The sequence below is a fragment of the Bradyrhizobium sp. USDA 4472 genome, assembly GCF_054058595.1.
On the sequence record NZ_JBSSAM010000001.1, the window covers coordinates 1205888 to 1229498 of the forward strand.

General features: G+C 57.4%; 12 protein-coding genes, 1 pseudogene and 2 riboswitches. Of the genes and pseudogenes, 5 read left to right on the forward strand and 8 right to left on the reverse strand.

Annotated elements, in window-relative coordinates; all coding sequences use genetic code 11:
- Positions 1–94: 94 nt before the first annotated feature.
- Both ACVWZ4_RS05460 and ACVWZ4_RS05465 read right to left on the reverse strand, forming a co-directional pair.
- Positions 95–1318 (reverse strand): M24 family metallopeptidase, encoded by a 1224-nt coding sequence (locus ACVWZ4_RS05460; protein WP_456701628.1) that lies wholly within the window; start codon positions 1316–1318, stop codon positions 95–97.
- An 85-nt stretch (positions 1319–1403) separates the two neighbouring features.
- Entirely contained in the window at positions 1404–2342 is a 939-nt protein-coding gene (locus tag ACVWZ4_RS05465) for a D-aminoacyl-tRNA deacylase (RefSeq protein WP_456701627.1), read from the reverse strand.
- A gap of 753 nt (positions 2343–3095) precedes the next feature.
- Positions 3096–3195: riboswitch (glycine riboswitch) on the forward strand.
- A 3-nt stretch (positions 3196–3198) separates the two neighbouring features.
- A riboswitch (glycine riboswitch) is annotated at positions 3199–3286 on the forward strand.
- 63 nt (positions 3287–3349) lie between these two features.
- Between ACVWZ4_RS05465 and ACVWZ4_RS05470 the strand changes: the two genes are divergently transcribed.
- From ACVWZ4_RS05470 to ACVWZ4_RS05485, 4 genes are all read left to right on the forward strand, one after another.
- Positions 3350–4597: a D-amino acid dehydrogenase gene (locus ACVWZ4_RS05470; RefSeq protein ID WP_456701626.1), complete on the forward strand. Its 1248-nt coding sequence runs from the start codon at positions 3350–3352 to the stop codon at positions 4595–4597.
- A 720-nt stretch (positions 4598–5317) separates the two neighbouring features.
- Positions 5318–5794, forward strand: a complete 477-nt coding sequence (locus tag ACVWZ4_RS05475) for an Lrp/AsnC family transcriptional regulator (protein ID WP_283046457.1) — start codon at positions 5318–5320, stop codon at positions 5792–5794.
- 797 nt (positions 5795–6591) lie between these two features.
- The gene (locus tag ACVWZ4_RS05480; RefSeq protein ID WP_456701605.1) at positions 6592–8271 is read left to right on the forward strand and encodes an MFS transporter; all 1680 of its coding nucleotides are present in this window, start codon (positions 6592–6594) and stop codon (positions 8269–8271) included.
- Positions 8272–8444: 173 nt separating this feature from the next.
- Entirely contained in the window at positions 8445–9674 is a 1230-nt protein-coding gene (locus ACVWZ4_RS05485; RefSeq protein WP_456701604.1) for a diaminopropionate ammonia-lyase, read from the forward strand.
- Positions 9675–10153: 479 nt separating this feature from the next.
- Here the strand turns inward: ACVWZ4_RS05485 and ACVWZ4_RS05490 are convergent, their stop codons facing one another.
- Both ACVWZ4_RS05490 and ACVWZ4_RS05495 read right to left on the reverse strand, forming a co-directional pair.
- Positions 10154–11578: an MATE family efflux transporter gene (locus ACVWZ4_RS05490; protein WP_456701603.1), complete on the reverse strand. Its 1425-nt coding sequence runs from the start codon at positions 11576–11578 to the stop codon at positions 10154–10156.
- Between the two features lie 3 nt (positions 11579–11581).
- Positions 11582–18040: an amino acid adenylation domain-containing protein gene (locus ACVWZ4_RS05495; RefSeq protein WP_456763504.1), complete on the reverse strand. Its 6459-nt coding sequence runs from the start codon at positions 18038–18040 to the stop codon at positions 11582–11584.
- A 910-nt stretch (positions 18041–18950) separates the two neighbouring features.
- On the opposite strand from ACVWZ4_RS05495, the gene ACVWZ4_RS05500 reads away from it, so the two are divergent.
- A complete protein-coding gene (locus ACVWZ4_RS05500; protein WP_456701600.1) occupies positions 18951–19151 on the forward strand; it encodes a pyocin activator PrtN family protein in 201 nt (66 codons plus the stop codon).
- Here ACVWZ4_RS05500 and tnpC read toward each other — a convergent pair.
- The 4 genes and pseudogenes from tnpC to ACVWZ4_RS05520 all read right to left on the reverse strand — a co-directional run.
- Positions 19148–19774 (reverse strand): annotated as a pseudogene (gene tnpC, locus ACVWZ4_RS05505) (IS66 family transposase); the annotation flags it as partial. The gene ACVWZ4_RS05500 and the pseudogene tnpC overlap by 4 nt on opposite strands.
- 95 nt (positions 19775–19869) lie before the next feature.
- Positions 19870–20748 carry a S1/P1 nuclease gene (locus ACVWZ4_RS05510; protein WP_456701599.1) on the reverse strand — a complete coding sequence of 293 codons (879 nt, stop codon included), beginning with the start codon at positions 20746–20748 and terminating at the stop codon, positions 19870–19872.
- Positions 20749–21237: 489 nt separating this feature from the next.
- Positions 21238–22368, reverse strand: coding sequence for a PLP-dependent transferase (locus ACVWZ4_RS05515; protein WP_456701598.1), 1131 nt, complete (start codon positions 22366–22368; stop codon positions 21238–21240).
- Between the two features lie 31 nt (positions 22369–22399).
- Positions 22400–23599: a metallo-hydrolase/oxidoreductase gene (locus ACVWZ4_RS05520; RefSeq protein ID WP_456701597.1), complete on the reverse strand. Its 1200-nt coding sequence runs from the start codon at positions 23597–23599 to the stop codon at positions 22400–22402.
- Between the last annotated feature and the right edge of the window lie 12 nt (positions 23600–23611).

The window sequence follows — 23611 nt, forward strand, 5'->3', positions numbered from 1 at the left end:
GCTTAAAACGCCAATGAGACATCATGGCCGCTTCAGGCTTACGGCGAGAGCTCGGCATGCCCTTCCTTTCTGCTACGTTCCGTCTTCTTATTTGTTATATGGCCACCACTGGCATTTTTCGCGAAGCACGAGAAGTGAGCAACTGCGAGCCAGTTTCGGTCACGACGACCACCTCTTCATGCAGCATCAGCTTAGGTGATCCGTCGAAATATGAGGGATATGAGGTGCTCGGTTCAATGTTAATGATCATGCCTGGCTTTAGTATTGTCTTGTCATCCGGTTGGACAGACGGTAGCTCTGGCATCCATAAGCCCATGGAGTGTCCCATTCGGCCGATGTTGGTAGCTTTACCGCGATTGTTTGAGCCATTTAGTACGGCCGACATTGCGCCCCAGACATCACAGATCGGAATGCCAGGTCTAGCGGCGGCAATTCCCGCTTCAGTGGCATCCCAAACGACCTGATAAGCATCCTGGGTGTGCGGATCAGGTGCACCGAAAGCAAAGTGTCGATCGAAATCGCTCCAATAAAAGTCGAACAGGCAGCCGGCATCAATAAACAGCACGTCTCCGTCCGACAGAATTTTGTCGGTCGGAACACCGTAAGGACGCGTATATCCCCCGCGCCCAGAAACACCCACTATTTTGCTTGTCTTCTCGACACCGCGACTGAAACATTCGAATTCGAACTGGCGACAGGCCTCGCGTTCCGTCATACCCAGACGCAGTTTAGATGCTAAATTTTCGAATGCTTCCGAAACAAGCCTACATACAGTTCGAATTCTGCCAATCTCTAGCGGAGACTTGATCATTCGCAGTGGCGTGAAAATCGGATCCGATGCGTCGACGAACCTTCGAGGCTTGATCGCATCCGCAACACGCAAGAAATCACCTGCGGGGAAGCCAAGCCTACTCTCCGCACCAAGCTCTACGCCGATTCTGGCGTCCTCTGGCAGTAACTCGCGCAACGCTTCGGCAAGTGCGGACACACCCTCATTTTTCGGATTTGGACTCGGCCAGCTTCGGCAGTTTTTTACCCACGTCGTGTCTCTATAAAACTGGTCCATTCCCTCCGGAACGACGGCAACGGGGTCACCCGACGAACGAATGAGAAGAAATCGTGGCCGGGTCGTCTGGTACGGGGTCGTGCTAGGCTCGCCAGTGAAATATCGCAAATTGTGTTCGGACGTCGCCAAAAGCGCGTCAATGGCATGCTCTTTCATCAGACGCCGCGCGCGCTCGACGCGGTCCTCGTATTCGATCCGGGGAAACGGATCATACTGAATGGTCCTTATCGAACCAATCCCCATACCGTTCATCGCTCTTCTCCAGAGAAACACGTCAATCGCAGGACGACCGACAATTTAGATGCCGATCCGACAGCAGATGGCCACCTTCGCGCGCTCATTCGACAATATCCTTCGGGAAAGCCGCGCGTAATTTTTTATGCGAAAGCATGGGAACACCGAGCTCTTCCGCGAGCAGGCGAGCAACACCTTTGTAAGGCGCTTTCAGCTTATCGTGGTACACGATGCTTTGGATCCCGCCGACAATCGAGTGCACGCAAGCTCGCAGGTCGATCAAACGACTTTCCTGGTCATAGCCATCCGACACGAGCCAATGGTTTGGTAGCACGTGACTAGCCGCGATCGGGAGGCGATCGCGCGACTGCAATACCGCGTTCGTGAAGCTTGGCTCGAAGTGAACACCTCCGATGCAGAGCACGGAGTGCACCGGTTCCTCAATACGATCGAAAATTCCCAGTAGCGATCGCGCCAGCACTCGAGCTGCAATAGGATTTCCCCAATCTTCGGGTGAGCTTCCGATCTCGACATCGACAGCCGAAGGTCGCAGGTCAGCGAGACGGGTACCAGCATCACCAGCCTTGACGCCGGACCAATGAGTCGCTTCCAGGTAAGTGCGATAAGAGTCAAGACCGGAAGTGAGCCGCTCGGCTTCGATCGCTAGAAGAAGCCCCCGGGTAATCCGGGGATCGACCGCGCTGAAGGTCCCGGTGCCCAGATCGCCCGTCGTTTGAACCGAGAAGATCGCGTTTGGCGCATTAGCGCCCTCGTGCCAGTTCACGATGCCAATAACGTTGGCATCACCGAAGCGATCATTAAACATTGGCGCGTAGCGCGCATAGTCGTTACTTACGACCTCGTTCGTGGCCACGATCGAAATCCTGGCGTCATGCAAGCCAGCAACTTCGAGCACCGAGTGCCCATCGAGTTCGAAACTCGTTGTAACAGGAGCGCATGCGGTTTTGAGAGCGTCGAGAACGTGCCCAGCGACCGGGTCCTTTTCTTGATTGACGCAGAAGACAAAGACGGCGTGCCTCATCGAGGTCCTCCGCCGAGTTCAAAGCAGATCGAGAGCGTGAGAGGTCTATCTTCAACTTGGCGCGGTCGTCTTTTCGGACTTCTCGGAAACCACCATGCTCTTTGAACCAAAATCCGAGCTTGCACGGCGAGAGCGGGCGCGCGGGAGGCGATCAACTGGGACAGAGCCACAACGGCGCTGCTCGCGCTCTGAGTCCCCTTGTCCGCTGGCCTGCCTGGTGAAGCAGCGACCTGGACTCGCGCGGATTGATAGTGGCGGCAGCGGATCGCCGGACCAGCAGCGAACTTAACCTGCCCGCGCGACGAACACGGGCGAATCTTGCCGTCATGGGCCAGAGACGTCGACGCAAGCGGTTTGAAGAGCCGCTCATCGAGCAGGGCAACCGCGTCAGGCGTGCAAGCCTCCATTTTGGCTCGACTTCGAAAGAGATGCATGCCAGCGACAGCTTTCTAGGTTCATACACCCACCGCATACTTATTAGAGCGTCGCCGCGCCAACATTGTGCGTTCTTTAGATGATCTCGCAGAATTTCTGCGCTAGCCGGGGATAGCTCGCCGGAAACCACTGGGCATCGAGCAATGCAATGATCAAAAGCGAGATCAGCATAGTACTCGGCAAGAAACCACCTGCTAATCTGGGTGGGGGAGCTAGGGCAAAACATCAAGCCGTCGCTTACGCCGCCGATTTTTTGGTCCGACGACTCATCGCGGCTTGACAGGTCGTGAGTACGTCTGAGAGTGTTATCATGTCTGATGATGGTGTGCGGGAGAGCGCGATAAGCCTGCAAAGGCCTATCACCGCCGACGGAGCAACCCCCCAAGGAAACTCTCAGGCCCAGGACCGCACACCGAGGACGATCTGGAGAGAGGTGCCAGTCAGCACCCACCGAAGGGGACCGCGATCCACGTGGATTGCGGATAAAGCTCTCAGGTGCACGGACAGATTTGGGGACGGAGGGAGGGCGAAAGCCATTTCACCGTTCGTTCAACCCTGTCCTGGAGCACACGATGAGCACGGTCGTCATTATTGGATCCGGTATCACCGGAGTTACAACTGCCTATGCCCTGGCCCGCCGCGGCTATTCGGTTACAGTCTTGGATCGCCAGCGCTATCCGGCGATGGACACTTCGTTTGCGAACGGGGGCCAATTATCGGCAAGCAATGCCGAGGTCTGGAATAACGTCGCAACGATCGTAAGAGGCTTGAGGTGGATGCTGCGCAAAGACGCACCATTGTTGCTGAACCCAAGGCCCAGTTTTCACAAATATACTTGGCTGGCAGAGTTCGTAAGCCAGATTCGAAACTATCGCCAAAATACGATCGAAACGACGAAGCTAGCGATAGCCGCTCGCGAGCATCTTTTTGAGCTAGCCGATCGGGAGAGCATCGATTTCGACTTGGAGCGGCGAGGAATTTTGCACGTTTATTCGAGCAAGCTCGAGTTCGATGCGGCCTCTCGCGTGAATCAGTTGCTGCTCAAGGGCGGATTGGATCGCCGTCCCGTGACGCCCTCTGAAATGCTTGCAATAGAGCCAGCTCTGCGCGATCAGTATTATGGCGGCTTCTTTACCCCGTCTGACTCAACCGGCGACATTCACAAGTTTACGCGCGGCCTCGCTGCGGCTTGCGAGCGAGGGGGCGTACGCTTCGTCTTTGATGCGGAGATCTGCGGCATGCGGTCCGACCGAGACGGTGTGGTCGTACACTGGAAACCAGGTTCGTCGAAGGAAGAACTCAATGCCGAACGCGTAGTGGTTTGCGCAGGGGTCGGCAGCCGCCGCATTGCTTCAATGCTGGGGGACAACATCAACATTTATCCCGTGAAGGGGTACTCGATCACGGTAGAGCTGGGAGACGAGACGAGCCAAAAGGCCGCGCCTCGTGTCAGCCTGCTGGACGAGGCCACCAAGATCGTGACCAGCCGGTTAGGAGAAGATCGCTTCCGGGTCGCGGGGACCGCCGAGTTTAATGGCGAAAACCGCGATATCCGCTGGGATCGAATTAAGCCCCTGATAGGATGGGTAGAGCGATCGTTTCCGGATGTGTCCACCGCGCAGGTGGTGCCATGGGCGGGCTTGCGTCCTATGACACCTAGCATGATGCCGAGGGTTGGCCGAGGCAAACGCCCGAATGTTTTCTACAATACTGGCCATGGCCATCTCGGCTGGACATTATCCGCTGTTACAGCTGAAATGATCGCTGATGTCATTATGACAGACCGCAGCAACACTCGGCTGAGCGCATCGCTGCCCTGATCCTGTTCAGTGGATCCTAGTCCATACTCCCGCCGATATCGGGGCGGGAGCACGTCGGTTGTGACAGAGCCGAAGCGAATTTGCAGTCGCCTTCGAAAGGTGATGCGCCCCTCAGTGCCGGGCAACTCGGTTCCCGCAATTTATTGTCTAGGTAAGCCCTGTGACCACTTGGCACGTTGCTTCCGAAAGCCTTCCTATGACGCAGTTGTTGCGACCGCTCCCGAATTGACGCCGACCAGATGGGGCCGCATGAAAGACGTCGTTTCTTAGCAGGGCGCACGCAGTACACACCGCGAAGTGCCGTGGCATTTAAGGACGGGACGCAGCTTTGTGCGGAGCGAATTCAGGGTACCAAAGCCGTTCCGCGCAGCTCACCCGAGCGTAAAACCAACCCGATCCAACGACACCTCCTCCCGAGACGCCGAGATGCATCGATGCATCCCCAAGCTCAAGTCCTCGTCGAAGCCCCAACTGCTGCGGAGCGACACCAACTGCTGTGCGCTCAGCTGACGCTCTTCTTAGAGAAGTTTGCATTACGGGACGAAGGCCCTTTCGAAGGGCATTTTGCAAGCCCTGCAGCATATTTCTTGTAATTGCCGTTAGATCGACGATACTGATGTCACAAAGAGTGTTTTTCGACGACATTTGACGGATCTGAGATTTTTTTCTGCGGAAACACACGATCTCTTGCAGAATTTCCTCTTTAGCCTGGAGCCTGTTATGAGGTACGACCGAATCGACGCTCACATCCTGGAGATCGTGCAAAAAAATAACCGTCTCACATCCGAGACGATTGGCGAACTGGCCGGGCTTTCCGCTACCGCCTGTCAACGCAGGCTAAAGAGGCTTCGGTCGGACGGCATTATCGAGGCGGACGTTTCGATCGTTTCGGCCAAGGCGGTCGGAAGACCTATTCAGATGCTCGTGCTGGTGACATTGGAGCGGGAACGCTCGGACATAATCGACAGGTTCAAAAAGGCGATCAAATCATCCGCTGAAGTCGTCAATGGGTTTTACGTCACAGGCGATGCTGACTTTGTCCTATACATAACCGCACGCACCATGGACGATTATGAGCAGTTCACGCGGCGATTTTTCCGTGAGAACCCCGATATCAAGGGCTTCAAGACCATGGTGGTCATGGACCGGGTAAAAGCCGGATTTGCTATTCCAATTGAGGCACCGTCTGAGGATTGAGTGTCTCACCAATGGACCCCGCCTACCTGCTCCATCACCAAGCCGTGCAAGGCGTCGCGGTACCCATTATGAAACGAGCGCAGGTCTTCGCGCATTGGCGCGCATAACTTTGAACTGAGTGGCGTCACCTCCAGGCTACCAACACCAACCGCTCATTGTGGGCGCTTCGTGGCGCGAGCGAGCTGGATGACTCAGTCCGATGAACTTGCAAACGCTCACCAACGAGAGATGTCGGCTTGGCCAGTACGCATCGCTAGCGCCCTTTTTCGTCGCGCAGTGCGAGTAAAACGCTGCAAGTTTCCTTCGATTTTGTGCTCTAAGCGGCTACGCGCGATTTAAATATTCAGAGCGCTTCAGAGTATGGCCTCACCTATATGCGTTCACGTCGCTTCTGGCCATTGGACAGATCTGAGAAGATCGGCTTTCAGTTGGGCAAGGCCGCCGCGGCTCGCTCGGCGGCACCTGTCACGAGGAAATCAACTTTTTGAATCAATACAAGCGGCGAAAGGATAAGGCCTCTGGGTCAGTTGAGTGGCATCTGGCCTTTGCTGGTGGCATCTTGCAGGGAGTGACTACGGAATGAGCCGTGTCGAGAAAGCGCGCACTTGCAGGGCAAGAGCAAAGTTTACTCGTCAGGTCGGGATCGTGCGAGGCGGAACCCTTGGCGCGAACCTGACTATTTTGAGGTCTCTCTTGCATCTAAGCAGCGCAAGTCGAATGACGGCGGACTTCCCGTTTGCCATCAGCCCCTCTTTGTCCTCATTCGTCGCACCATCCGGGGTAGGGCAGCAAGCTAGATGACTCCTCTCAAGCCTCGACCAATTAGCACTGAAGGTATCACAGCGCCCTTCCGCCACCTCACCTTTCGGCGTATCTGGCTTGCGAGCCTCCTTACGAACCTGGGCGCGCTGATCCGGAGCGTCGGCGCAGCGTGGGCGATGACGCAGATGACAACGTCGGCGGACAAAGTTGCGCTTGTGCAGACAGCATTTTTGCTACCGGTCATGCTGATTTCGATGCCCGCAGGCGCAATTGCGGATATGTATGACCGGCGGATCGTGATGCTTTTCGCGCTCAGCATGTCGCTAGCTGGTGCGACCGCGCTGACGGCACTTACCTGGCTAGGGATGGTCACGCCAGACTCGTTGCTAATCCTGTGTTTTGTAATCGGCAGCGGCGTGGCTCTGATGGATCCTGCCTGGCAATCCTCAGTTAGCGAGCAAGTGCCGGCGGAAGCACTCCCAGCTGCGGTCGCGCTGAACAGCATTAGCTATAACATCGCGCGCAGCGTGGGACCGGCGATCGGCGGGATAGTGGTAGCGGCAGCCGGCGCAGTCGCTTCGTTTGCCCTAAATGCATTGCTATATCTACCCTTACTTCTTGCGCTGTTCTTGTGGAAGCGAATTTCCGAACCGTCATATCTTCCGCCAGAAAAACTAAACCGCGCCATCGTTTCGGGGCTCCGCTACATCGCTAACTCGCCCCCGATCAAAATCGTGCTGATTCGTTCCATGATCACCGGCGTGATCGGAGGCGCCATCATCGCGCTAATGCCGCTGGTCGCCCGTGATCTCCTTGGAGGTGGTGCACGGATCTATGGGATAGCTCTCAGCGCGTTCGGACTTGGCGCGGTAATTGGAGCGCTATATGTACCTGAAGTACGAAAGCGCTTGAGCGGTGAAGCCGCAATTCGCGCCTGCGCACTGTCCATGAGTGGGGCGCTTCTCGCCGTGGCGTTGAGCCACGAGCTGGTTCTCACATCGGCCGCTCTTGTCCTTGCCGGTGCCGTGTGGATGATCTCCTGGGCCCTCTTCAACATTGGCGTGCAGCTGTCGGCCCCGCGCTGGGTCGCAGGACGCTCGCTTGCAGCCTACCAAGCAGCAAGCTCAGGAGGCATTGCTGTCGGTAGCTGGGGCTGGGGTCATTTGACCGATGCCGCAGGTGTCGACACAGCGCTTTTGATATCAGCAGTGCTGATGTTAATTTCTCCACTATTGGGGCTTTGGCTCCGTATGCCTCGCATAAACCCGCGAAGCGAGGATGCTGAAGCGCTTGCGCATCCTGAGGTTCGGCTAACGCTCACCCATCGCAGCGGACCGGTTGTGATTGAAATCGAATACCGCGTGGCACAAGAGAATGCGCGGGCCTTTCATAACGTCATGCAAGATGTGCAGCTGTTCCGAAAGCGGAATGGCGCGTATGGCTGGTCGATCGCTCGCGATATCGCTGATCCTGAACTGTGGACAGAACGCTACCATTGCCCCACGTGGCTTGATTATCTGCGTCAACGCAATCGCTCGACGCATTCAGAACGCGCGCTAGATCGACAAGCTGCGTCCTTTCACGTGGGACCGGAGCCCGTGCGTATCCGGCGCATGCTAGAGCGTCCGTTTGGCTCCGTCCGGTGGAAGGACGATGTACCCGATCATACCGCCAACGAGGCCTTGCTCGGTGACTATAACCGGAATCGAACGTAGTAACTGTCAGGAATAGCCCAGCTTGATGTCGCGGATAGAGCGTCGCGCAGGCTCTCCGACAGCGGAAGCCGGAGCGATCCACTCTTGCATAAGTGGCCGCAGAATGCATGGATGTTATTCTCGCAAATGAGGTTTGTGATAAAGCGTCAGCAGAGACGCAAGAGAGTCGAACCATGTTGCTTCTCAACCGGCACACCGATTACCGCGCGCCACTGGAAGCTTCCGATGCCGAGATGCTCAGTGTCGAAGGAGCGCGCGGAGTAGAGCGCTTCCTTGCGCATCGAGACGATTACAAGGCAACGCCGCTCGTCTCGCTGCCGGGCCTTGCTCGTGAGATCGGGGTTGCCTCGATCCACCTGAAGGACGAAGGCCATCGGCTCGGGCTTGGTAGCTTCAAAGGTTTGGGGGGTTCCTATGCCGTGATCCGCCTTGTGCTGGAGGAAGCAGGTCGGAGGCTCGGCCGAGTCCTTGACGCGTCCGAGCTCCGATTGCCCGAAGTAATTGCAGTAGCGCGGGGGATGACGGTATCGTGCGCCACCGATGGCAATCACGGCAGATCAGTCGCGCATGGTGCCCAGCTGGTTGGTGCGAAGTGCGTCATATTCGTTCACTCGGGCGTCAGCGACGAGCGGATCGCGGCTATCGCTCGCTTTGGCGCGCGAACGATCGGCGTCAGCGGCAACTATGATGACTCCGTCGCCGAAGCCTCCCGAGTTGCCGCAGATAAGGGGTGGATCACAGTATCTGACACGTCCTGGCCGGGTTACGAGCGGATCCCCGGCATAGTGATGCAGGGATACACCGCTCTCGTGAGCGAAGCGCTGCGTCAGTTATCCGAGCCTCCGACCCACGTGTTCGTTCAAGCCGGCGTGGGTGGGGTCGCTGCTGCAATTGCAGGACATTTCCGGGTTCTGGCTGCTGACAACAGGCCATTCTTTACCGTTGTCGAACCTTCGCGAGCGGCGTGCCTGTTTGAAAGCGCTCGAGCTGGCCATCCCGTCAAGGTGGAGCATGGGGCGCCAACAGTGATGGCGATGCTTGAATGCTACGATCCGTCCCTCGTCGCATGGCGCATCCTTTCGCGCGCAGCCGATGCCTTTATGACGGTCGACGACGAGGACGCCATCAGCGTCATGAAGCTCTTGGCAAACCCTGTGGATGGCGATCCCGCTGTCGTTGCTGGGGAAAGCGGCGGCGCAGGTCTGGCAGGACTGCTGAAAGTTGCCTCCAACCAGACATCGCGGTCCATGACCGGACTTGGACAGAATGCTCGGGTCTTCCTGATCAACACCGAGGGCGCGACTGATCCTCGTCTGTATGAAGAACTTGTTGGTGTAACGCCGGCGCAAGTGACTGGGAAAAATATTGTACCAACTTGGGACGAGAAAACGTCGGTGTCGTGAGCCTCCGGGGCGCTTTCAGGCCCGGACCGGTTTCTCGCGATAAAGGCGGCCTGCTCTTACGTCTCGAATTGCAGCCCGCAGCCTGCTCCTTTTGACCTGTTCAAGGTCTTCCGAAGATGTCGGCCGGGAGAAGACTATCCTACCCGTCCACGATGCAGCGCATTCATTCCCGCAAGAGGGGCGTGTTTTCGGGCCACCAAGCCCGGCCTTTTGGGAACGGGCGCTCGGCGCTCTGATTGTGCAGGTAGGCGACGCCGTACCTGGACAGTGATAGGCGCAGTGCCCAAGTCGAACCCCTATACCGAGCAATGTTTCGACGATCCGGCTCACTCGACGTGAACTCTATGCTCAATCGTCCCGCGGAATTAGCCACCCTCGGTCCCGCCTACGAGGGCGACAACTTCGGCAACCAGCTCGGAACGGATGACGGCTGGCTGCCCGCGAGGAATGCATCAATTGCCCGGAGATGCCCAATCAAGTCAAGGAGCCCTCTCGATTCCTGGCTGAATGGCCGGTCCACCTCGCCTGAGCTCGGCGAACTGGCGCAAGATGACGAACAGAGCGATCATTCCGGCGCCCAGCTCAGCGATGGCTTGGCTGGCCAAAACCCCACTGAAGCCTGATATGACAGGAAATAGAAGTACCGCTGGTATGAAGAGATACCCCTGCCTGGCGAAAGAGACCACCGCGCTAAGGCGTGCTCTCCCCAGCGACTGAAGCATCGTCATCACGAAACTCTCAATACCGTAAAATCCAAAAAACAGGTGAAAGACGATGCAGCTCAAGACGGCAATTTCTGTGACATCATCGCTATTGCTGAACAACCTGACCAACGGCCGGGCGAAAACGATAACGGCTGCGGAATACGCAAAGGAAAGCGCAACGGTGATAGACAGCATAAACTTCGCAACCTTCATTACACGAGCAAAGTCGCGCGCGCCCCAACCGAACCCCAGGACAGCTTGAGAGCCGATACAGAATCCGGTGATAGGCAGCGCGCCGATTGTCAAGATTCTTACAGCTATTCCCACCGCCGCGACGAAATCGTCACCGAACCGCGCAGCAGCTCCGTACAAGAACATACCAGCAAGAGCGGCTAAGATACTTGTCGTCGTCGCCGGCGCCCCAATGAGCGCGAGCTGCCTGATGCGATCTACTCGTAACGAGACCTGAGATATCCTGACGAGCACCGTGCCGAGCCTCTTGGTAAAATACACGATGTAGAAGCTTATAGCGGCGATCTGTGATATCAGCGTCGCTAACGCTGCGCCTCGCACACCCAAGCCTAGCAAGAAAATGAAAATAGGATCAAGCAAGGCGTTCAATATGAAAGCCGTCAGCATCGTCCACATACTGAATCGCGTGTTGCCTTCAGCTCTTGCGATGAAGCCGCTGACGATGTTTAGGAGCATCAAAGTAGAGCCCGGCAAGAGGATCGCGGCGTAGTCGAGCGCGATGGGCAGGATGGTTGGACTTGCCCCAAGCGCGACGAAGATGCCTCGTAGGGTTACAAGCAGGACGATGGTCATGATCACACCGATGGGAGCGGCGAGGGCGAGCGCCGTACTCGCACCTCGACCAGCCTCCAACGCATTACCAGCACCAAGATGACGAGATATGAAGGAGGCGGTACCCACACCGATCCCCTCTCCCACGGCCGCGAGCACGACAATGAGCGGCATCGTCATGCTGACAGCTGCAATCGCCTGCGCGCCGAGTGAGCCAACAAAGATCGCGTTAAGGAGCTGCTGCAATGCGTTGATCGACAAGCCGATAACAGATGGAATAGCGAGCCGCAGGAGAAGGCTCGTGAGATTATGATCCGATAGATCGATGTGCCGGCTTTTCTTCCGCATCGCATCGCGATTGCTTTTGACGACGAGCTCCGGACTACGCTTATCCATGATTCACGCCGTCTTCAGCTCTACGAATTCATCGATCGTCTGCATCAACTCCTGTTGCAAGACCGTGCAAAGACGCCGGGTCGCATCATAATCGACCATGCTCGGATCATACGTGGTGTCGATCTGTAGACGGCCCGATTGAAATCCGACCTCGAACCAGAAGAGGTGGATCGCCGCTGCTTGATGCATGTGTTCGCCGATGCAGAGTGGAGAAGGGTCTGTGTCCAGAAAGCGGCGCGCGAAATGACGCTGCAGACCGGCGCGATAATTCACCCCAATTCTGGGAAGTGGCAGGCGATCGAGCCGACACCGCAAGGCTGGATCTCGGTTTAGGAATTTCAGGGCCCGAAAGCCTATTCCTCCACGCGGCAGCGCATTGCGCTGCCGGTATATGAGACGAGCGCGGTCGGAACGCGTCTCTCTTCCGGTGACCTTCAATGGAAGCGGAACGAGCTCGCTGATAAGGCCAATGACCTGAGATGGATCAAAATCGTCAAACAGCCGACCTCGTGTCGAGCTCAGGCTATCAATCCAGAGCGAATAGTTGCCGAACAGGGCTCCACACGCACCGGACAGGGCAGCAAGAAACACATCAAAGTCCTGACAATGCGCTGATCTTGCTCCAATACTAAGGAGACCCGCTGTCGCTTCCGCGTCGATCTCAAGATGGTACTTGGCTCGATCTACCCGCGAACGGCCGTTCACATCCTCCCGACGACCTGCGAGATTCGCATCGTGAAGCTCTCTCGACCTTGCTTCGTCAATACTCGTGCCGCGCGATGACGCATCGCTGACACGCAGATTGAATTGATCGTAGTCAATACCCTCCCAGTACTTGAGCTCGTTTGGTGCTTCGCTGTCCGCGTAATTCTCGAGGCGCTTCAACCAGGAAGAGAGCCTTTGTACGGTCTCAGGGCCATTCATATCATGGCCTGCAGCAAGAGTGTTGTATGCGCCCTCCAACGCTTCCAGGAATAGCCGATAGCCCATCCCATCCGCTACGAAATGATGCATCAGCACCAGCAGATAGTAATCGCCGCTTTCCGAAGTACGGAACGCCGCGACGTGAACAAGAGGCGTGTGACCGTCAAACCTGAACATGTGTTGACGTTTTGCCGAGACGATCTCGATCGTCCTGCGCTGGTCTGGGCCGGTCATTTGGACCAGATTGATCTCCTCCACGATGCGCTCAGTCGGACAAGTCCCAATCCCCAGCCGTAGTCCATCTTGGGTTCGAGCAACGCGCAGCCTGAGGCTTTCGTGCTTCTCGATGACATGGGCGAGAGCGCGGTCCAGGATCTTGACGTTCAGGATGCCGCCCCGCAAAAAGAACAGATCGCCGATGTTAAAATGCTCGTCAAAACCGAGAAGAGAATTCCAAAACGATATGATGGGGGGCACAGGCAGCAAACTGTCCGCGGAAGCTATGTTGTGGGGGGCTGCCCCCGCTTCCCCGGCCGCCAACTCCCTGATGGTCGGCGTTCGATAGAGTTGGTTGACGGTGAGATTCAGCCCGGCTTTGCACGCCAGCGTGACGCAACGCACGCTCAGAAGAGAATCGCCGCCGAGATCAAAGAAACTGCTGTCGATTCCCACCCCCCTGACCCCTAGTAGATCCTCCCAGATCCGAGCAAGAACTCGCTCGTTCCTGGTGCGGGGCTCAGCAGATGGACGGGTTTCGATCTCGCGGTACGGAACGGAGGATAGGCGAGTACGGTCTATCTTTCCGCTCGTCGTCATGGGAACACTGTCAACCAACCTGAAGGCCGCGGGAACCATCGCAGATGGCAGCTTGTTGCGCAGATGGGCGAGAATCTCTCCAGAGCTGAGATTCTTGCGAGCGGGCACCACGCTCGCCGTCAAGCGGCGATCGTCATCGGTGCCTTCTGCGAAGACCGCGGCCTTTGCGATTGCGGGATGAGACTCAAGGGCAACTTCGACCTCCTCCGGCTCGATGCGGAAGCCCCTCACCTTGATCTGGTTGTCCGATCGGCCACATATCTCAAGAAGGCCGCTGGTTGAGATGCGTGCGATGTCCCCACTTCGATAAAGCACGTTGTATTGTTCGCCATCATACGGATTCGGCACGAAACAGCGGCCAGTCCGATCTTGATCCCGCCAATACCCAGCGCTCAGACAGCGGCCTGCGATGCACAGTTCGCCGGGAGCTCCGACAGGCACTCTCTTCAATCGTGAATCGAGCACGTAGAGTTTGACGTTGTCGATTGGCCGCCCCACTGGGACAAGCGCCGAGCTGTCATCCGCATCCGATGTTTCGTGCACGGCTGCATTGGACGCACATTCCGTCGCACCATAGAAGTTCCACAACGGCACGCCCGGAAAAGCCTCACGCCAGCGAGCGGGCAGCGAGGAAGGCATTGGTTCGGCACTGCTTGTGACCAGTCGCAAGGCGGTCCTTTGCGGTTGCCGCTCCTGGGACCTGATGAGACCGGACAGAAGTGGCGGAGAGGCAAAAAAGCGTGTCACGCGATGTTTTGCCAAACTGCACAACAACAGATCCGGATCTAGCACCTGCCCTTGGGTGAGGATCAGCGTAGGCACTCCTCTCAGAAGCCCACCAAAATACTCCCAAGCGGAGGCAACAAGGCAGGCGGACTTCTGGACAACCATGACGTCAGTGTCATCGAACGGAAAGCACCGCCACATCCAGTTCAGCCGGTTGAGAATGGCCGCTTCCGGTATAAGAACCCCCTTCGCCCGACCTGTGGAGGAGGACGTGTATATGAGGCTCGCAATTTGGTGATCTGTCGGTTTGTCGCGGGGGACGGAATCATCCCTCCGCAATTTGCACGTTTCTAAGGCCAACAGAGAAATCGAAGGTATCTCAAAGCCAGGCTCCGTGATATTCGCGTGAATCAAGAGCTTTGCCTGACTATCTCGCAGCATATGTTGGATCCGGTCACGCGGATAATCCGGCGCAATCGGCACTACAACAGCATCCAAGCCTCGCGCCGCAAGCATGACAGCGGCAACGTCCGACGACCGGTCAACAAGCACGGCAACCAGATCGCCGGCCCCCACTTTCATCTCCTGCAGGAGCGAGCGGATTGCCGCTACGCGCGCGCGCAGCTGGTCAAACGTGACCTCCCCGAACTCGCCAAAATATGCTACTTTGCCGTGGTTAGAGACGCTGATCTGCTCGAAGGCTTCGGCAAGCGGACATTCGGATTCATATCGCTGGATCGACCCATCCAGCGAACCCAGTATAGAGAGGTCTGAGGCGCTAAGGCAGCTCAGTTCCTCAATGGGCGCAAGCGCTTCATCAACGCAGGCGGCAATCAGACACCGCAGATTGTTGGCCATGCGGGCAGCGAGATCACTCGAGATGATGTCTTCCGCATACGCCAACTGGAGCGCAATTTCATCGCCGTGATCTTGCGCGTACAGCGTTAAATCGAATTTGACATAGCCGGTGTCATATTCGCGGAATGTCAGAGCCATCTCATCCCGACCAACCGGTTCAGCGGCTTCGGAATACATGTTGAACATGACCTGGAAGATCGGTGATCGACCCGGTTCGCGACATAACCTTGTATCCCTGACCATCCATCCGAATGGATAGGCCGCATTTGCGATGGCATCGCTGACCAGACCCTGGATGCGCCTGGCATGAGCAGCAAAGGATTGACTGGCATCGATCGCCGCACGGATCGGCAGCATATTCAGGAAAAAGCCGATGATGTCGGCGCTGCCTGGTTGATCTCGTGCAGCGTGTGGCATGCCGACGACAATATCGTCCTGACCGCTATACATTCGTAGCAGCAGCTGGAAGCACGCCAGTAGTGTTGTCGAGGTGGTGCAGCTATTTTGGCACGCGAATTCTCTTACCCGACTGGAAAGATCGCTGCCAAGCAGCACTGGATGCGAGGCGCCGCGGAATGAAACTGTTTGGGGGTGCGCCCTTCCAAGCGAAAGCACCGGCGGATCATCACCAATCTGACGACGCCAATAGTGACGTTGGTTCTCCAGGGCCCCTGGAGAAATGTGCTGTTTTTCCCACGCGGCGTAGCCCGAGAGTGACGCACGGTTCCCTGGCCAAGGCGCCGCGGCATCTAAATATCTCTGCTGAAGATCTCTGAGCAGAACAGAAATCGACCAGGCATCGAGGATGATTTCGTGAGCGGTGATCAATATGAGATGATTGCCAGCACCAAACCGGACCATGCGCGCACGAAACAAGCGGCCTTGTGCGAGATCGAAATTGTCTTTCAGCTCCGTTCGCCGAAGCTGCGCGACGAGCTCCTCAGCTTCGGAGGAGGTGAGATGAGATGCATCGATCAATTCAAGATTGGTGCATGGCGGACCATCAAAGCATTGAACCGGACCGTCTTCGTCGATAAAGCGCGCCGAAAGTGCCTGGTGGGAATGAATGACCTCGGTCCAGGCGCGATTGAACCGAGCTAAATCGATATTGCCCTTAATCCGCAGCCCGCCTTGAATGATGTAGTTCCGGGCAGATGGATCGAGCTGCGCCAGAAACCAAAGATGCTCCTGGAGTCGCGTCAGAGGTGATCGGTCAAGCTTTCGGTATGTCAAGGCTGTGCATGGGTGGGGCTCGACGCGAGCCTCGATCGAAGCGGCAAGAGATCGAATCGTCCCATTCAGGACCAGCCTGAAATCCACTCTCACCCCGAGCAAGGTCTGCAACTGTCCCAAGATGAGCATTGCCCGGAGCGAGTCTCCGCCGAGGCTCATGAATTGGTCATTCACACCTATGTTCTCGATACGCAAAATGCCGGACCAGATTTGACGTAGCCGGACTTCCAGATCTGATTGCGGCTCCTCAAAGGGCGTTGACAATACCGGCCGAACACTCCCCGGGTCAGGCAATGCTGAAAAGTCGACCTTTCCGTTCCTGGTCAGTGGAATACCACTGGCGTGGATGATTCTTTCCGGAAGCATGTAACCGGGGAGTGCCTCGGCAAGAAACTTCCGAAGGTCGCTTTCCTCCAGCTCAGCTGGAGCCGTCACATACGCAACCAGCCGCCGCGAGTCGGCTTGCGCCTCCGCCCCAGCTATATCTCGCGCCGTAAGCTTTACACCTGCGCAAGAAGAGGCGACTGCGACCGCGCCATGCACCAAGGGATGAGCGGACAAACGAGCTTCGATTTCTCCCAGCTCGATTCTGTGCCCGCGAATTTTGACCTGACGATCCCGTCGACCGAGACATTGCAAAAGGCCGTCGGAACGGAGGCGCCCAAGATCACCTGTCCGATATAGACGCCGGAAGGACAGGTGGTTTGAGAATGGATTTGGCTCAAACGCATCCTTGGTGCGGACCTGGTCATTGACGTAGCCGGCAGCAACACCGACGCCGCTGACACAGATTTCGCCCACTTCTCCTACATTGCAGAGCCGCGGTCCGTCCGCGACATAAACCTCACAGTTTTGAATTGGCCTGCCGATCGGCACATAAGTATCAGCCAGCGCAGGCGGCACGGAAACCAGATGATGGGTCACGCCGTCGGCGCACTCGGTCGGCCCGTAATGATTGAGAATGGGAACGTGGGGATACAAGGCAAGCCACGCACGCGCCAATCCGGGCGTTAGAGGTTCTCCGACCGTAGAAATAATCCGCAAGCCGTCCATGCCTCGCTCTGCCTCGGTAAGCGATTGCAGATATTCAACATACACTGCCAGCATCGACGGCACGAATTGGACGACCGTAGCGGCGCATCGTTGAATTGCTCGGAGGAGCGATGGCGGCGATCTCAGTGTCGCATCATCGATGATTGATGTAGAGGCTCCGACGCAAAGCCCAGAAAGGAGCTGCCAAAGCGAGATGTCAAAGCAGTGCGATGCCGTTTGCGCGACGCAATCCGACCGAGTGAGATTTAGAGCATCGATCTTTGCCGCCAAATGATTGTTTAGTCCGGCGCGTTCGATCATTGCGCCCTTAGGCTGTCCGGTCGAACCAGACGTAAACAGAATATAGGCAAGCCCATCCACGTTCGGCGATGGCATAACGGACGGGGTCTGCAACCGGCCCAGTGCCGCCTCTATAGCTACGAATTGCGGAGCTGTCTTGCTGCTCCCCTGGAATAGGCTGAGCGAGTCCGGACGGTCTCGGCCCATCAACCAAGCGCAGCGGCTCTGCTCGATCATGAATGATGTACGGGACGCCGGCTGCGATGGATCAAGCGGTAGGTACGTTGAACCAGCCTTCAAAATTGCGATGACCGCCGTCGCCCAGTCGAGGTCTCGCTCCCCCCAATAGCCGACAACCGCGCCGCGAGCACCCTGCTCTCCCAAGGCCATTGCAAGAGCATCTGATCTTGATCGTAGCGCCTCATATGTGAGTTCGTCTGCGCCGTACCTCAGCGCAACTCTCTCCGGATCCGAACCGGCAAACCGATTGATCGCCGTGATCGCGTCAACCGGTTGACATTCGATGGACTGCTTCTTGGCTGATTGATTTTCTGTAGGCACGCGCCCCGCCATTCGTCGCCTTCTTCGGTGCTCAAATTCGAGCGCCGGAGCTCGTCATCAAGGTGTGCATGCGCAGCCACCCTGATTCCGCACGTCACAAGGTTTTGTCCGTATGAGCTTCTCGGTGTTCGCTTCTGGCTCGGTGATCGGCAGAGGAACGGCAGGACGCTAGGACGGCGCGTGCACTTTGGCACCTACCTGATCTTGGACTAGACCTGCCATCGTCTGCATGGCACCCGCAATCAACGCGCCCACAGGCTCGTTATGGCTTGTGATTAGCGTAATTGTCCGATTTCTCAGCCCCTGAGCCGGCACCACCAACCGATCGAGGGCGGGCTGGCCACCCGGCGACACAGCTTGTACGAACGAAAGACTTTTTTCCGTAACCACCGCCAGACCGATAGTGTTCAAGCCGGTGGTCGCCGCAACAGGGCCCTGTCGGCGCCTCAACATTACAACGAGTCATCGAAGCTCGCAGCAGCAGTCCCAAAGACAGCCTTGAGGTCATCCAAGTGCTGGCACCGGCAGCAATGCGCCCGATCGCCTCGTCACCTTCATGCGAATCGCTCAGCTTATTTGGCCGTTAGCTGCATTCGAAGCCGAATTAGAAAAGAGACGGCTCAGTTTGATGACCGTAACAAATCGTTGCCATCGCTTTGGTTAGCGCACCTGGGCGACTCTGGACCACCGGGGAAGCCGCTCAAAGGCTGGTTGTGAGCATCTTTAAGATCGTTGGCGAGGCAAAGAACGCCGATGAAAGGGCCCGCAAAAGGCTTATTCCCGCGGAACAGCTTAAGTCAATCGCTCCGCCTCGACCATGAGTGCCGGAGAAAAGGCCCACAGCTCACCGCCATGCATCGAACGAGATGGATCATGACATACCGTTCTGATCGGCACGCCCCTGTCAAAGATGGAACACCCGATGCAGGCGACCTTTCTCCTGATGGCCCAATGCAACGGTCGCGCCGTCATACCGGTCGAATCCGTTTGCTCGGATTTCTTCACGCACCTAGCTCCGACGAAATTCATCGAGAAGGTTCGCGCCGGAGAGATCCGTCTGCCACTGGTGCGCCTGGAGAGCACGCATTCGGCCAGCACCGAGGACAGGCGCAGTGAGGCTTAGGCGGCAGCCGCTTTGGACTGTCGGGTCGCCTTCCAATTCCACGGGAGCAGGTCGGCGACTCTGTTAGCGGGATGATCGGGAAGCCTGGCCAGCACGTCAGTGAGCCAGGCTTTGCGGATCAACGTCCTTCATCTTGCAGGTCTCGATCAGGGTATAGACGGCGGCGGCACGATTGCCGCCTGCATCTGAACCGGCGAAGGTCCAATTTCATCTTCCGACAGCCACACCGCGTAACGCCCGTTCGGCAGCGCTGTTCAAGAGGCAGATGCGGCCGTCGTCCAGGAAGCGAATAAACGAAGCCCAGCGGTTGAGCAGGTAGTTAATAGCCTTTGCAGTATCGTTGCCGAGGAGAGCAGCGTTCTCTGCTGGCGCATCCAGATTTCGAGATCGGCGACGATCGGCCTCGACTTATCACGACGTACCGCAAGCCGTTATTCCGGCGTTTTGCCGTTGATAGTGCGGTCGATCTCAAACAAGATATCGATGCGTCGCACGGCTTCGCTGGCAATCGGCGCCTCTCCAGATTTCTCCAGGTCGAAGAACTTTCTGCGGCCGTGGCTCCAACAGGCAGCTTCAAGGAGCGGAGCCGGCTTCCTTTGTGCCTTGTAGAGCTGGTTATACCCATCGAGGGTCTATGGGTTCACTTGGCAGATGGATGCGGAGGGACTTCGGGAACGGCTCGAACTGGAAGGTCGGTGTCATCCCTGCCTCCCAGCCACTACTTTAGCGCCGCGTTGATCAGATTGGCGAGCCTCTGCCCAGCTAGTGCGACTTGGGCTTCCGCGACGGACTTCGCTTTCGAGAGGTATGCCGCGTCAAGATCATAAGGCCCCTTGTCCGGACCAACCGCCGTCCCGTAGGCGTATTGCTGCGCCAGCGCGGCCGATTCCTTGAACCAAATTTCCGGGTCGTCAATCTTTGCCAGGGTCGGGTCTGCGGCAGGGAGAAGAGAAGCCGCGCCGATAGCTGCGGCGGCGGTGCCGCGATCACCTAGGATACCGTCCCAGACGAAATGAAGCTTCGAAGCTTGCACGCCTCCGACGTTGACCAGCTCGAGATTGCCGCCTTGATCCCCCTTGAGCTGATGTGTGAACCGCGAGACGGCATGCAGCGGCTGGTGGGCATCCCCAACAAGGTGCAGCAACCACACGAGATCGTAGCGCTTCAGATCGTCCGTGCTGTTGTGGTCCGAAAGGGCCGCTTTGAGCAGGTGGATCTGGGTGAGCGCATTAACCGCCGGTGCAGGATCGGTCTGTTCGCCGTCAGGCGAGAACGGGATATCGTAGTAATGCCAGTAGTCATGAACGATGTGATCGGATGTACCAACGTTCTGTGCGGCGGTGCCGTCCGTGACCTTGTCGTAGTCATAGCAGCCTGGTGCGTGCGACACTTTGCAGGACAGGATTCCCTTTATGTCGTCGGCCCAAGTGGCGGCATGCACGAAAGCCGCCTGAGCTTTGTCGCTGTCCGGCAGGCCCTCAAGGCCCTTGATCCACAGCGGATAGGCCGGATGCTGCTTGACGAGGGTATCGACCTTTGGCCGCAACGTGTCATCGAGCCGTCCGTAAGCGATTGCGGCAACTTCCATGTGACCCATATCCCACCACGCGTGGGCGGGACTGACTAACCCCCATGAGGACGAAGGATAAGACGGCGAGAACGCGCATGGCTCGGCTCCTCTTCCGCACAGCAACGGCTGGCAATGAACTATCTCAAAAATCAATCTGTGATATGTCGCCAAAGGAAAGCTGCTTTGACGGTCGCAAATTGATTTCCTAAGGCACTTCTTTGGTAAGCGCAATCTAAAGTTAAGAAAATAGTGAGCTGCAATTCAGCAGATTGCTCCAGCAGGTCCGCGGGATGCAATGCGGCACTTCTGATCAAACGACTGTCGTCTAGAGGTCTGCTGTCCCCTGAAGCAAACGCAAATTGGGGCAGCGGTGTCGGCTGTCTGCGGTAGAACGGTCTTGTGCGATTGCGGCGGCGACCAATTTAGATTCGGAAGGGATAGGCACCTCGAGGCGGAGCATTGCAGCGTACAAGACAGCCTCCTGTATGCGAACAACGAGATGAATCGGAAAGCAGATCAGCGAAGTAAACGTCGTTGCGACATTGCTGAGAGGGCAGCGCCCGTTAGCACGCGATGAACCAGACATCGTTCACTGGTTCGGGCACTGTCGGCGCGGTCGTGCTGAATATTACGCCCATTGAGGACTGCTGCGGGGCGACTTTGCCGATATCTTAGCCTGCCGCGAGTACCTGCTTGAGATCGCCGATCAAATCGGCCGTCGCCTCCAAACCCGATATTCAGCCGCACCAATCGGGCTCCATAGGACCGCGCATTCGACCCGGCTGCGGGATAGGTCATGACCAAACTGGTCGTCCCGCCCCAACTGTGGCCGATACGAAAGAGTCGGAGTGCGTCGACGAACCGCGCGACACGTGCGGCATCCCACGTTTCTGCGAGCACAATCGAGAAGACGCTCGCCGAGCCGGTAAATTGACGCATCCAGATCTCGTGTCCGGGGCAGTCCGGAAGTGACGGATGCAGAACGCGCGCGACCTCGGACTGTTCCTTCAGCCAGGTGGCGACCGCGAGGGTAGAGCGCTGGAGGGCGTCGAGCCGCACGGCCAGCGTTTCCAGGCCGCGCAACGCCAGAGCACAATGGTCGAGGGAAACTGCAAGCCCGAGCAATCGGTGCACTGGACCTCTTCGTTCGTAGGCAGCATCGTCTCGAACCGAGACCGTGCCTAGCAGCAGGTCGCTATGGCCGCCGACATACTTGGTCAGCGCTTGGATTGACACATCGACGCCGGCCGCAAATGCGTCGAATAGAACTCCCGCTGCGTAAGTGTTGTCGAGCGCTACCGGTACGCCGCGAGCATGAGCCGCTGCAACGATGGCCGGCACGTCTTGGACTTCCATTGCGATGCAGCCTGGGCTCTCGCACCAGATAAGACGAGTCTCCGCGCGGATCAGACGAGCCAAACCGGCGCCGATCATTGGCGGGTAGGCCTCGACGGAGATGCCTAAGCCCTTTAGAAGCCAGGCTCCCAATTCCTTGTTCGGCCCATAGGCGCTATCGGGCATGAGGACATGCGATCCAGCGGTGCAGAACCCGAGATAGGCGAGGACGATGGCTGCCTGTCCGCCCGGAACGACAAAACTGTGTCGCGCTCCTTCGAGATCCGCAATCCGCGCGCCGAGTTCGAGCACAAGGAAGCCAGAAGACCTCGGCGCTTTACCGTCAATTCACGATGCGGTCGCCTCGACTGGCGACACCTCTTCGCCCGGCGGTGGTGACATAGGTCGTCCAACCTGACCTTGCATGCTTGGATAGCCCATCCGGGTGCGGATGCCCATAGACGTTGCGATATCCACACGAAATCACCAGTTGGCCCTGCCCGCTATTTGGCTTTGGCACCAACGGCGCGCCTGCATTAAAGCGCGCGCCATGATGAGTTGCGACTAAGTGATCTACCTGCTTGGCATTGGCATGCTTGAGGTGCGAATAGTCTGCGTCGCCGGTCAGCAAAGCTGATCGTCCGCTCGTGAGGGTCGCAAGGATGGTCAATCCGCTGTCGTTGAGATCGGAGGGGCGGCCGCCGCTTCTTACCAATTCGCCAAAAGGAAAACGGATCCTTGCGTTGGCAGGGCGTACGACCAGATTACCCCTCTGGTCCAGTATATGTGCCAGGCGCGCGGCACCAGGTCCCAGCCGCTGGTCCGGGACAATCCAGCGGCAGCCGAGCAGATGCGGGAGAAGGAGCGCGCCATGGAGATGATCCCAATCCCAATGCGAGAGCACGATCGGAAGCTTCTCGGCTCGATCGACAACGAATCTGGATGGAAAAGTGTGGCGATTGAAAGAGATCGGAAATCCGACATCGAAGTGCAGAATTGCATTACCGCCATCGTCGCACAGAGAAATGAAATTTGCCTGGCCAACATCCCTGACCCGGATGGATGTCGCTTGTGGCAGGTCTTTGAGGATGGCTGAGACTTCGGCGGGCGTCGCCGGGGGCGGAAGTGCCGCACAGGCCGTAGCGAGCGGCTCCGGCAATACCAGCCGCGGGGCCGCTGCGGCACCTAGGGGTTGGGGCCTTAAGGGGTGCGGTGGCGCCTCGCCGGGAGTGTTGAGCAGCCGCGCGAACATCAGAACTCCCCGGGCATGCATCGAATAACCATTACCCTCGAGTTGAGCATGCCATGCCGGCAGACCATGGCCCTTGGGCCTGAGCTCGAGATGAAACCAATCGCCTGGCTCTGGCGTTGCGCCCGCAAAGCGATCAAACCGAGCCGGCGTCGTCACCACACGCAGGAGTGCAAACGGCTTGGTCTGTCCAGCACGAAAGCCGTTCAGGAGCTCTGGTCCGCTCGCGTCGACATAATCGGCATCGATGCAATCAAATTCGAAGGATACGCGGCGATGCGGGCGCGTGCTCAATGAATCCACCCG

Excerpts from the sequence above, each read along its gene's own strand:
- ACVWZ4_RS05460 (WP_456701628.1), bottom strand. The coding sequence starts at position 1,318 with ATGAACGGTATGGGGATTGGTTCGATAAGGACCATTCAGTATGATCCG.
- ACVWZ4_RS05465 (WP_456701627.1), bottom strand. The coding sequence starts at position 2,342 with ATGAGGCACGCCGTCTTTGTCTTCTGCGTCAATCAAGAAAAGGACCCG.
- ACVWZ4_RS05470 (WP_456701626.1), top strand. The coding sequence starts at position 3,350 with ATGAGCACGGTCGTCATTATTGGATCCGGTATCACCGGAGTTACAACT.
- ACVWZ4_RS05475 (WP_283046457.1), top strand. The coding sequence starts at position 5,318 with ATGAGGTACGACCGAATCGACGCTCACATCCTGGAGATCGTGCAAAAA.
- ACVWZ4_RS05480 (WP_456701605.1), top strand. The coding sequence starts at position 6,592 with ATGACTCCTCTCAAGCCTCGACCAATTAGCACTGAAGGTATCACAGCG.
- ACVWZ4_RS05485 (WP_456701604.1), top strand. The coding sequence starts at position 8,445 with ATGTTGCTTCTCAACCGGCACACCGATTACCGCGCGCCACTGGAAGCT.
- ACVWZ4_RS05490 (WP_456701603.1), bottom strand. The coding sequence starts at position 11,578 with ATGGATAAGCGTAGTCCGGAGCTCGTCGTCAAAAGCAATCGCGATGCG.
- ACVWZ4_RS05495 (WP_456763504.1), bottom strand. The coding sequence starts at position 18,040 with ATGGCGGGGCGCGTGCCTACAGAAAATCAATCAGCCAAGAAGCAGTCC.
- ACVWZ4_RS05500 (WP_456701600.1), top strand. The coding sequence starts at position 18,951 with ATGCAGGCGACCTTTCTCCTGATGGCCCAATGCAACGGTCGCGCCGTC.
- ACVWZ4_RS05510 (WP_456701599.1), bottom strand. The coding sequence starts at position 20,748 with ATGGGTCACATGGAAGTTGCCGCAATCGCTTACGGACGGCTCGATGAC.